Raw genomic sequence first — 11,308 nt, 5'->3', positions numbered from 1 at the left:
TATTTATCTATCAATCTGCATAACCACCCATAAAGCTTAGCGACTAATCCTATGACATTTGCTTTTGTATTTCCAGGCCAAGGCTCCCAAGCTGTTGGAATGCTCAATTCAATTTCCAGTCGTCCTGAAGTGCGCGCCACCTTACAAGAAGCCTCTGAAGCTTTGGGCGAAGATATCGCAAAGATGATTGCGGAAGGTCCAGCAGAAATGTTGGCTTTAACTACCAATACACAGCCTGTCATGCTCACGGCGGCAATTGCGTTTTATCGTGCCTGGTTGGCGGCTGGTGGCGCAATCCCTAAAATAGTCGCGGGGCATAGCCTCGGTGAATACTCCGCTTTGGTTGCAGCCGGTGTTATTTCGTTTAAAGATGCGGTGCCTTTAGTGCGCTTTCGTGCAGAAGCAATGCAGTCGGCAGTACCAGTGGGTACAGGCGGTATGGCTGCAATTCTGGGCTTAGATGATGCCCTCGTAAGCACCCTTTGCGCAGAGGCGGCAGCGCTCTCTGGCGGAGTGGTTGAGGCGGTAAACTTTAATGCGCCAGGGCAGGTAGTGATTGCTGGCGGTAGTGATGCGCTTGCCAAGGCTTGTGAGTTGTTGAAAGCGGCTGGTGCAAAGCGTGCGCTGCCCTTGCCTGTCTCAGCCCCTTTTCATTCATCTTTATTGCAGCCAGCCTCTGAAAAGCTCAAATCCTATCTCGCCAATGTTGAGTTTAATGCGCCCACTATTTCAGTTATCAATAATGTAGATGTGCAAACGTTGCAGGATGTTAACGCTATCAAGGATGCCTTGGTACGCCAAGCTGCGATGCCAGTGAGATGGCATGAAACGATTAATGCGATGGTGCAACAGGGTGTGACTCAAGTGGTGGAGTGTGGACCTGGCAAAGTACTGGCAGGCTTAACCAAGCGTATTAATGACAGTGCTATCGGTGTACCAATGTTTGATGAGGCTAGCCTCAATGATGCGCTAGCAGTAGTGAAATAATCATTCAGTAAGAACGAAAGACAAAAAATGAATCTCGACTTAAGCGGACAAATTGCACTAGTGACCGGCGCATCGCGTGGTATTGGTCAGGCGATTGCAGATGAGCTTGTGAAATGTGGTGCTAAGGTGATTGGTACAGCCACCTCGGAGGATGGGGCTAAGGCGATCAGCGCTCGTTTACAAGCAAGCGGTGGCCGGGGCGAAGTATTAAATGTCACGGATCCAAAGGCATGTGAAGCCATCATTGATTTGATCGTGAAGGATTTCGGTGGAATTGGTATTTTGGTCAATAACGCGGGCATTACTCGTGATCAATTGGCTATGCGAATGAAGGCCGAAGAGTGGACCGATGTCATCGATACTAACTTAAGTGCGGTGTTTCGTTTGTCACAAGCAGTGATGCGGCCGATGATGAAGGCACGTACGGGTCGCATTATTAACATCACCTCGATTGTTGGTCATATGGGTAATCCTGGGCAGGCGAACTATGCTGCTGCCAAAGCAGGTGTTTCTGGTATGACTCGTGCTTTAGCTCGCGAAATCGGTAGCCGCAACATCACCGTTAATTGCGTGGCCCCAGGCTTTATTGACACCGATATGACACGTGCTTTAAGTGAAGAGCAGCAAAATGCCCTGAAAGCCAATATCCCCTTAGCGCGCCTTGGCAGCCCCGAGGATGTGGCACAGGCAGTGGCATTTTTGGCCTCTCCAGCTGCGGGATACATTACTGGTAATACCTTGCATGTCAATGGCGGCCTTTATTTAGCCTAAATTTAACTAGGAATTTGGTCATTTTTTGGCGGATTTACTAATTTAGCCCGCCAAGCTGATAAAATTCTTTCATCGTTTTTTTACAACCCTTGGGGGATTTAATGGATAACATCGAACAACGCGTTAAGAAGATCGTCGCTGAGCAATTGGGCGTCGCTGAAGGAGACATCAAGAATGAATCTTCTTTTGTGAATGACCTGGGTGCAGACTCTCTTGACACTGTTGAGCTCGTAATGGCTTTGGAAGATGAATTTGGTATTGAGATTCCGGACGAAGAGGCTGAGAAGATCACTACAGTTCAGCTCGCTATCGACTTCGCTCAATCCAAAGCTCAGGGTTAATTCCCTAGCTTAGTTCAAAGCAAATACTGTGTCAGCATCAAATGGCCGACGCCGGGTAGTTGTTACCGGCTTAGGTCTGATTTCTCCAGTTGGTAACTCTGTTGATGTAGCTTGGTCGAATGTCCTAGCGGGCAAATCGGGCATTGCTACCATCACTAAGTTCGACCATACACCGCTGAGCGTGCATTTCGCTGGCGAAGTTAAGGACTTCAACGTTGAGGAATACGTGTCCGCTAAAGAAGCGCGGCACATGGATACGTTTATTCATTTCGGCATCGCCGCTGGCGCACAAGCTATTCGTGACAGTGGGATTGTGGTCACAGAAGAAAATGCAGAGCGTATTGGTGTCATGGTTGGTTCCGGTATTGGCGGTCTGCCAATGATTGAGGCTACGGGTGCTGAATTGTTGGCACGCGGTCCTCGCCGTATTTCTCCATTCTTTGTGCCGGGATCCATCATTAATATGATTTCCGGGCACTTAAGCATCTTATTTGGGCTAAAAGGCCCAAATGTAGCGGCAGTCACCGCCTGCACAACGGGTTTACATAGTATTGGTTTGGCAGCACGCTTGATTCAATACGGTGACGCCGATGTCATGGTCGCTGGTGGCGCCGAATCTACTATTTCTGCTTTGGGTGTTGGTGGCTTTGCCTCGGCTCGCGCCTTGTCTACTCGCAACGATGACCCAGCAACGGCATCGCGCCCTTGGGATAAAGACCGCGATGGTTTTGTCTTGGGTGAGGGTGCTGGCGTCCTGGTTATTGAAGAGTATGAGCATGCCAAAGCACGCGGCGCAAAAATATACTGTGAGCTTTTAGGGTTTGGTATGAGTGGTGATGCATACCATATGACTGCCCCTAATATGGATGGCCCACGTCGTTGCATGGTTAACGCAATGCGTGATGCCAGCCTGAACCCAGATCAAATTCAATATATCAATGCCCACGGCACCTCTACGCCACTGGGTGATAAAAATGAGACTGGCGCTATCAAGGCGGCCCTTGGCGATCACGCCAAGAAGGTCCTGATTAACTCTACAAAATCTATGACCGGTCACCTTTTGGGTGGCGCAGGTGGGTTGGAGTCTGTATTCACGATCCTAGCCTTGCATCATCAGAAATCCCCGCCAACGATCAATATTTTCAATCAAGATCCCGAATGTGATTTGGACTACTGCGCCAACACCGCTCGTGACGTAAAAATTGAGCATGCCGTTAAAAACAACTTTGGCTTTGGGGGTACTAACGGCACCTTGATTTTTGGCAAATTGACCTAATATCTACCTTAGTTTCTTCCCTTAATTCATTTATTTATCATTGGTTTTTACCAAGTAGGCCTATTGCATCATGAAAAAGTACTTAATTGCGCTCTTAGTTATCGTTAGTTTTGGGCAAATCCCTATGGTTTCTTCATCCTTTGCGCAGGCGCCGAGGGTATCTGTACCGGATTTCGCTGATCTCGTTGAGCGAGCTAGCCCTGCAGTGGTGAATATCCGCGTGACAGAAAAGGTGGCTGCCCAGCAATCACAGGGTGGTATTCCGGGAATGCCTGAAGATCAAGCGGAATTTTTCCGTCGCTTCTTTGGCGTGCCCATTCCGGGGTTACCAGGGGGGCCAAAGCAAGCACAACCCAACTCTGGCAAGCCACAAGAGTCTGATCGCGGCGTTGGGTCTGGCTTCATTATTGACTCAAATGGTTTAGTTCTGACCAACGCCCATGTTGTTGAGGGCGCCAATACTATTTACGTCACCTTAACTGATAAACGAGAATTTAAGGCCAAACTATTGGGGATGGATAAGCGTACTGACGTAGCCGTTCTCAAAATTGATGCTCGTGATCTGCCTAGATTACCTTTAGGTGACTCCTCAAGGGTGCGAGTGGGAGAGTGGGTTCTAGCCATTGGATCTCCATTTGGGCTTGAAAATACTGTGACTGCTGGCATTGTGTCGGCTAAGAGTCGTGACACAGGCGATTACTTGCCATTTATTCAGACTGACGTCGCCGTGAACCCAGGTAACTCGGGTGGTCCTTTAATCAATACTGCCGGTCAAGTGATCGGTATCAATTCTCAAATTTTTAGCCGTTCTGGCGGCTATATGGGCATATCTTTTGCGATTCCGATTGATGAGGCAATGCGGGTTGCGGATCAGTTACGCTCTAACGGTAAGATGACTCGCGGCCGTATTGGTGTGGCCTTAGGTGAAATGACGAAAGAAATCGCAGAGAGCTTGGGCCTAGGTAGACCTCGTGGAGCCTATGTCCGCAATGTTGAGCCGGGCGGTCCAGCGGCTGCTGGCGGCATTGAATCGGGTGATGTCATTCTCAGTTTTAATGGACGTGATATCGCCAAGTCCACTGATTTACCCAGAACTGTCGGAGAGACAAAGCCTGGCACCAGCGCGGTGGTACAGGTTTGGCGCAAAGGGGCTACGAAGGACTTAATGGTGAGCGTTATTGATACGGATGCTGGTCAAAGCCCTGTTAAGAAGGCGGATAGCTCAAATTCCGGTGCTGGCAATGTTGGTGCCCTTGGTGTGGCGGTAGCAGAGCCATCCGACGGAAAGAGGCGAGAGCTCAATATTCGTGGCGGCGTCGAGGTTACCGGCATAGGTGAAGGCCCCTTAGTCCGGGGAGGGGTCCGTCCCGGGGACGTGATTATTCGAATTGCGGATACCGACATCACGGGGGTTAAGCAATTTGAGGCTCTATTAAAGGGTTTAGATGTCAATAAAACCGTACCTATTTTTGTGCGACGAGCTGACAGCACTTTAATCATTCCGGTCAAGCCAAAATAGGCATTAATAACCCTTTTTAAGTAAAAAAATGGGCTTGGCGCCAATTTGGCGCCACCCATTACAATCAACCTAAGACGACTTTTTGCAGCGCATCATTGGGGTGCGTTCTGAAAAAGCGTTTTTTTTGAATGACTATTTAGACGCTATGGATTTAATCCGCAATTTTTCTATCATCGCCCATATTGATCACGGTAAATCGACGCTTGCTGATCGGATTATTCAGTTGTGTGGCGGTCTTTCCGATCGAGAGATGGAAGCCCAGGTTTTGGATTCGATGGATATCGAGCGTGAGCGTGGTATCACCATCAAAGCCCAAACAGCAGCCTTGTCTTATAAGTCAAAAGATGGCAACACTTACAACATCAATTTAATTGATACCCCTGGGCATGTCGATTTTTCATACGAAGTGAGTCGTTCACTGTCTGCCTGTGAGGGTGCTTTATTGGTGGTGGATGCTAGTCAAGGTGTTGAGGCGCAAACCGTTGCCAATTGCTATATGGCCCTAGAGTTGGGCGTTGAGGTTGTACCAGTACTGAATAAAATTGACTTACCTCAGGCTGATCCAGATCGCGCCAAAAAAGAAATAGAGGATGTCATTGGGATTGATGCATCAGATGCAGTGACATGCTCGGCCAAAACGGGCTTAGGCGTTCAAGAAGTTATTGAAGAAATGATCGCCCTCGTCCCGCCTCCAAAAGGAAGCCCCACGGACCCATTGCAAGCACTGATTATTGATTCTTGGTTTGATAATTATGTCGGTGTAGTCATGCTGGTACGTGTCGTCAACGGTACTCTCAAAACAAAAGAAAAAATCACCCTTATGGCAAATGGCTCAAGCCATTTAGTCGAGCATGTCGGTGTGTTTAGTCCGAAGTCTGTTGATCGTCCAGAGCTATCCGCCGGTCAAGTAGGATTTGTCATTGCGGGCATTAAAGAGTTAAAAGCCGCAAAGGTGGGTGATACTGTCACCCATTCTCCTGGACAGCAAGGTAGAGTCCCTGCCACAGGCCCGCTGCCTGGCTTTAAAGAGGTTAAGCCACAAGTATTTGCAGGCTTATATCCTGTTGAGTCCAGTGAGTACGATCAATTACGCGAATCCTTAGAAAAGCTGCAATTAAATGATGCTTCGCTGCTGTACGAGCCAGAAGTTTCGCAGGCCTTAGGCTTTGGATTTCGTTGTGGGTTCTTGGGATTACTCCACATGGAGATTGTGCAAGAGCGCTTAGAGCGCCAGTACGGTATGAATCTCATTACTACTGCGCCAACGGTGGTTTATCAGGTCGAGCATTCTGATGGTTCGATCACGCTGGTGGACAACCCTTCGAAGATGCCAGAGGCGAGCAAAGTTAACACCATTCTTGAGCCGATAGTCACGGTTAATCTTTACATGCCGCAAGAGTATGTGGGCGCGATCATTACTTTATGTGTTGGTAAGCGCGGCGTTCAAATGGATATGAACTACCTTGGTCGCCAGGTGAAACTCACATATGAGTTACCTATGGCCGAGATCGTATTGGATTTCTTTGACAAAATGAAATCTATCTCACGCGGCTATGCCTCGATGGATTATGAATTCAAGGAATATCGACCGGCTGATGTAGTGAAGGTAGATATTTTGATTAACAGCGAACGAGTCGATGCTCTGTCAGTGATTGTTCACCGTAGCAATAGCCAGCATCGTGGGCGTGAGGTAGTTGCTAAGATGCGCAATATTATTCCTCGTCAAATGTTTGATGTCGCTATTCAGGCGGCAATTGGTAGCAATATTGTCGCCCGTGAAAACGTCAAAGCCTTACGTAAAAATGTTTTAGCTAAATGTTATGGCGGAGATATCTCCCGTAAACGTAAGTTGTTAGAAAAGCAAAAGGAAGGCAAGAAGCGCATGAAGCAAGTGGGTAATGTGGAAATTCCACAAGAAGCTTTCTTAGCTATTTTGCAGGTAGACGACTAATGAACTTTGCACTCATTCTGTTTATCTTGGTGATCATTTCTGGTATTGCCTGGGTTGCTGATCGACTTTACTTCGCTCCGCAACGACGTGCTGTAGGCATCGATCGCATGCCTTTGTGGCTCGAATATACGGCAGGATTTTTTCCGGTGATTTGCGCTGTCTTTGTATTGCGCTCGTTTATTGTGGAGCCATTCAAAATTCCTTCGGGATCGATGATTCCGACTTTGCAGATTGGGGACTTTATCCTGGTGAATAAATTCACTTACGGTATTCGCTTACCAGTAATAAACCAAAAGGTAGTGGAGTTGGGCTCACCAAAACGGGGTGACGTCGTCGTCTTTCGCTATCCCCGCGATGAATCAGTGGATTACATTAAACGTGTTGTGGCTCTGCCAGGCGATACGATTCATTATCAGGACAAGCGTTTAACGGTTAATGGTCAGCCTTTGCAGTACAGCGGTGGTGAACCTTATCTCGATCCTGAAAACATGCGTTATGCCAAGCGTTTTACAGAATCCTTCCCGGCGGATTTGGGGGGTAATCGGCATGAGATTTTGAATGATCCTGATCGCCCAGCCGGCAGCTTTCCGACCGAACGTTTTCCAGGGTTTGAGAACTGCGAATATCAAAATGCGGGCCTTACTTGTAAGGTACCAGCGGGGCATTACTTCGCTATGGGTGACAACCGGGATAACAGCGCAGATTCACGTTATTGGGGATTTGTGCCCGATAAAAACATTGTGGGTAGAGCTTTCTTTGTTTGGCTTAATCTCGGTAACTTAGGTCGTATCGGTGGCTTTGAGTAAGGCCATGAATGCTCGAGCCGTGATGGCAACTGGTCCTTTGCAGGCCCAGTTGGGCTATACCTTTAAAAAATTAGAGTTGCTTAATCAGGCCCTAACGCATCGTAGTCATAGCAAGAAAAATAATGAGCGTTTAGAGTTTTTAGGAGACTCCATTCTTAATTGCGTCGTCGCAGAAATGCTCTACGAGCGCTATGCAGATTTAGATGAGGGTGACCTTTCACGTGTGCGTGCTAACTTAGTTAAGCAGCAGGCTCTGTATGAGATCGCTCAATCACTCTCCTTATCAGACTATCTACGTCTGGGGGAAGGTGAGCTCAAGAGTGGCGGATTTCGTCGACCATCCATTCTGGCTGACACGTTAGAGGCTGTTACTGGGGCAATCTTCTTGGATGGTGGATTTGATGCTGCCAAAATCTGTTTGCGTCGGCTCTATTCGATTATTTTGGCTAATGTAGATCCTAAGACTTTAGGAAAGGATGACAAGACTTTGTTGCAAGAGTGTCTGCAGAGCTATCAGTTGCCTTTGCCAACCTATAACGTTACCGGAACTACTGGCGCGGCACACAATCAGCAATTCGAGGTGGAGTGTTTAATTCCCAGCTTGAAGGTATCGGTTAAAGGTGACGGCGCGTCACGTCGCGCTGCGGAACAATCTGCTGCAAAACTGGCATTAGTGCTGGCACAAAAAGCCTTGCTACAGGAGCTGGGTAAGCCGAAAAAAACGCGCGCTGCAAAAAAGAATGCAGCAAAAAAAGTAGCAACAGAAGAGCAGTTAAATCTTAAGCTGAAGGGCTAATCGTGTTTAGATGCGGCACCATCGCCATTGTTGGGCGGCCTAATATGGGTAAATCTACCTTATTGAATGCCTTGGTTGGCCAAAAAATAAGTATTACTTCTCGTAAGGCGCAAACCACACGCCATCGTATTTTGGGAATTCAGAATCGCGAGGAGGCGCAGTTTATCTTTATTGATACGCCGGGCTTTCAGACTAGGTTAATGAATACATTAAACAAGGCTTTGAACCGCACAGTGACCACTGCATTGCAAGATGTCAATGTTGCTTGTTATGTCGTTGAGGCTGGATACTTTGGTGAGGATGATAAAAAAGTATTGCGCTTATTGCCTAACGATTTGCCAGTGGTACTAGTGCTTAATAAATTGGATTTATTCAATAGTCGTTTTCAGACGCCTTCTGAGCGTGATCAAGCCTTGCTCAATTTTATGAAAGAAATGAGCCAGCCTTGGAGTGACCTTGGTGGTCACGAGGATCAAAACAAGTGTGAGTTTTCCGAGATTGTTCCGATGAGTGCAAAAAGCCTTGGGGACGTCCAGCGCTTACTTGATGTACTCGAGGGCTACCTGCCTGAAGGCGAAGCTGTTTACGATGGTGATACGGTCACTGACCGTAGTGAGCGTTTTTTGGCAGCAGAAATCTTACGTGAAAAAGTATTTCGTTTCACAGGTGAGGAGCTCCCTTACACCAGCTCAGTTGTGATTGATCAATTTAAGATGGATGGCAAAATGCGCCGTATTGCAGCAACCATTCTAGTAGATCGAGATAGTCATAAGGCGATGATTATTGGTGCAAAAGGTGAGCGCTTAAAAAAGATTTCTACCGATGCTCGTATTGATATGGAAAAATTATTTGACGGCAAGGTATTCTTAGAAACTTGGGTCAAGGTAAAGCGAGGTTGGGCGGATGACCGCGCCGAATTGCGAGCACAGGGTCTAGAGTAAATTCTATGGCTTCTATTCGGGTTGCTGATGAACCTGCTTTTGTCCTGCACAGCATTCCTTATAAGGAGACCAGTTTAATTCTGGATGTTTTTACGCGGCAGTATGGTCGTATGGCCTTGATTGCTAAAGGTGCTAAGCGCCCACACTCTGTATTGCGCCCAGTTTTACAGCGATTTCAGCCTCTGTTAGTTTCCTGGAGTGGTAAATCAGAGCTCAGAACGTTGACTAAATCAGAGTGGGTAGGCGGCACCCCCTCTCTGGTGGGCGATGCCTTACTTTGTGGTTTTTATCTCAATGAATTGCTGGTGAAATTTCTAGCGCGTGAAGATGATTACGAAAGACTGTATGACCACTACACCGACACCATCTCTGCACTGTCTAATCTCGAGTTTCAATCTAAGGGTTTAGAAGAAATTCTGCGTCCATTTGAGTTAACGCTGCTGCAGGAGACGGGTTATGCTGCAGCCTTAGATCGCTGCGTCGAGACCAACAGCGCCCCGATATCGAGTGAGCAGTATGTCTATCAACCCGAGCGTGGTGTGAGGCCAGCACAGAGTGATGATCCCGGCCATTGGCCCGTTCTTAGCGGCAGATCTTTGTTGGCCATTACTGTGGGTGACTTTTCTGATGTGGATACTCTTGCTGAGAGTAAGCAGCTGATGCGATTTTTACTGGGCCTACATTTGCAAGATCAAGTGTTGACAACCCGTCAAATTTTAATTGACCTCAAGAAAATCTAGTAATCTATTGATATGCATACGACATCAACTACTATCTCAAAACTAGAGCTCGGAATCAATATTGATCACGTGGCTACTGTGCGCAATGCACGTGGCACTGTTTATCCTGATCCTTTAAAGGCCGCTCGTTTGGCAGAAGAAGCAGGAGCCGATTTAATTACCTTACATTTGCGTGAAGATCGTCGCCACATTAAAGATGCAGACCTATTAGCCTTACGTCCTTTAATTAAAACCCGCATGAACTTAGAGTGCGCCGTTACTCCAGAGATGATTCGTATTGCCTGTGAGGTGAGGCCTGATGATGTTTGCCTAGTTCCTGAGAAACGCGAGGAAGTCACTACTGAGGGCGGCCTTGATGTGTTGACCCATTTTGATATTGTGAAAGCGGCTACCGCTCAACTCAAAGCAGCCGGTATTCGGGTATCCCTCTTTATTGATCCAGAACAAAAGCAAATACAAGCCGCTAAAGATGCGGGGGCTACTGTAGTGGAATTACACACGGGTCGTTATGCGGATTTGAATGGCGATCAACAGAAGCAGGAATTAGAGCGCATTCGTAAAGCCGCGCAGTTTGGTGTGAGTATTGGTTTAAGGGTTAATGCCGGGCACGGTCTGCATGAAGGTAATGTAATACCTATGGCCGGTATTCAAGAGCTATCGGAGCTCAATATTGGACATGCCATTGTTGCCGAGGCCTTGTTTAAGGGTTGGCAAAAGGCGATTACAGATATGGCGTTGCTCATGGCCCAAGGCCGCGCGCACGCTTAACGGATTTTTATCTCCCCATGATTATTGGTATTGGTACAGATATCTTGCAGATTGAACGCCTTCAGGCTGCTTATGATCGAACTCAAGGGCGTCTTGCTGAAAAGGTATTGGGGCCCGATGAGATGATCGTCTTCAAACAACGTCTTACTAGAAATCACAAGCGAGGCATTGCTTTTTTAGCCACACGCTTTGCCGCTAAGGAGGCTTTCTCCAAGGCTATTGGTCTAGGCATGAGAATGCCTATGACATGGCGCTCCTTGCAAACACTCAATGAGCCAAGTGGTAAACCGATCACCTCTTACCTAGGGGCTCTGGCAATATTTATGCAAGAGCGTAATTGGGAGGCTCAGGTAACTGTTAGTGATGAGTTGAATATGGCAATTGCGCATGTCATCGTTATTCAAAAGTAAAC

The 11,308-nt window shown here is 47.5% G+C and carries 12 protein-coding genes; all 12 read left to right on the top strand.

Annotated elements, in window-relative coordinates; all coding sequences use genetic code 11:
- Positions 1 to 51: 51 nt before the first annotated feature.
- The 12 genes from fabD (at position 52) to acpS (ending at position 11,306) form a co-directional block, all read left to right on the top strand.
- The gene (gene fabD / locus QUD86_RS06385; RefSeq protein ID WP_286296015.1) at positions 52 to 987 is read left to right on the top strand and encodes an ACP S-malonyltransferase; all 936 of its coding nucleotides are present in this window, start codon (positions 52 to 54) and stop codon (positions 985 to 987) included.
- Positions 988 to 1,014: 27 nt separating this feature from the next.
- Complete coding sequence (gene fabG, locus QUD86_RS06380) at positions 1,015 to 1,758, top strand: 3-oxoacyl-ACP reductase FabG (RefSeq protein ID WP_286296014.1); 744 nt, start codon at positions 1,015 to 1,017, stop codon at positions 1,756 to 1,758.
- Between the two features lie 101 nt (positions 1,759 to 1,859).
- The gene (acpP, locus tag QUD86_RS06375; protein ID WP_071464736.1) at positions 1,860 to 2,099 is read left to right on the top strand and encodes an acyl carrier protein; all 240 of its coding nucleotides are present in this window, start codon (positions 1,860 to 1,862) and stop codon (positions 2,097 to 2,099) included.
- A 28-nt stretch (positions 2,100 to 2,127) separates the two neighbouring features.
- A complete protein-coding gene (gene fabF, locus QUD86_RS06370; RefSeq protein WP_286296008.1) occupies positions 2,128 to 3,375 on the top strand; it encodes a beta-ketoacyl-ACP synthase II in 1,248 nt (415 codons plus the stop codon).
- A 70-nt stretch (positions 3,376 to 3,445) separates the two neighbouring features.
- Positions 3,446 to 4,894: a DegQ family serine endoprotease gene (locus QUD86_RS06365; RefSeq protein WP_502928858.1), complete on the top strand. Its 1,449-nt coding sequence runs from the start codon at positions 3,446 to 3,448 to the stop codon at positions 4,892 to 4,894.
- A 145-nt stretch (positions 4,895 to 5,039) separates the two neighbouring features.
- On the top strand, positions 5,040 to 6,845 hold the full coding sequence (gene lepA, locus QUD86_RS06360) for a translation elongation factor 4 (protein WP_286298703.1): 1,806 nt from the start codon (positions 5,040 to 5,042) through the stop codon (positions 6,843 to 6,845).
- Complete coding sequence (gene lepB, locus QUD86_RS06355; RefSeq protein WP_286296006.1) at positions 6,845 to 7,651, top strand: signal peptidase I; 807 nt, start codon at positions 6,845 to 6,847, stop codon at positions 7,649 to 7,651. Before lepA ends, lepB begins: the two co-directional genes overlap by 1 nt.
- Positions 7,652 to 7,673: 22 nt before the next feature.
- Positions 7,674 to 8,447 carry a ribonuclease III gene (gene rnc, locus QUD86_RS06350; protein WP_286298699.1) on the top strand — a complete coding sequence of 258 codons (774 nt, stop codon included), beginning with the start codon at positions 7,674 to 7,676 and terminating at the stop codon, positions 8,445 to 8,447.
- A 2-nt stretch (positions 8,448 to 8,449) separates the two neighbouring features.
- Complete coding sequence (era, locus tag QUD86_RS06345) at positions 8,450 to 9,388, top strand: GTPase Era (protein WP_286296003.1); 939 nt, start codon at positions 8,450 to 8,452, stop codon at positions 9,386 to 9,388.
- Between the two features lie 5 nt (positions 9,389 to 9,393).
- Positions 9,394 to 10,128, top strand: coding sequence for a DNA repair protein RecO (gene recO / locus QUD86_RS06340; protein WP_286296001.1), 735 nt, complete (start codon positions 9,394 to 9,396; stop codon positions 10,126 to 10,128).
- A gap of 12 nt (positions 10,129 to 10,140) precedes the next feature.
- A complete protein-coding gene (gene pdxJ, locus QUD86_RS06335) occupies positions 10,141 to 10,896 on the top strand; it encodes a pyridoxine 5'-phosphate synthase (protein WP_286295999.1) in 756 nt (251 codons plus the stop codon).
- Between the two features lie 17 nt (positions 10,897 to 10,913).
- Positions 10,914 to 11,306, top strand: coding sequence for a holo-ACP synthase (acpS, locus tag QUD86_RS06330; RefSeq protein ID WP_286298697.1), 393 nt, complete (start codon positions 10,914 to 10,916; stop codon positions 11,304 to 11,306).
- Positions 11,307 to 11,308: the final 2 nt, after the last annotated feature.

The sequence above is a fragment of the Polynucleobacter sp. TUM22923 genome (assembly GCF_030295705.1).
In the GTDB taxonomy this organism is placed as follows: domain Bacteria; phylum Pseudomonadota; class Gammaproteobacteria; order Burkholderiales; family Burkholderiaceae; genus Polynucleobacter.
Note: the sequence above shows the minus strand (reverse complement) of the source record. Positions and strands in the feature narration are given on the sequence as shown.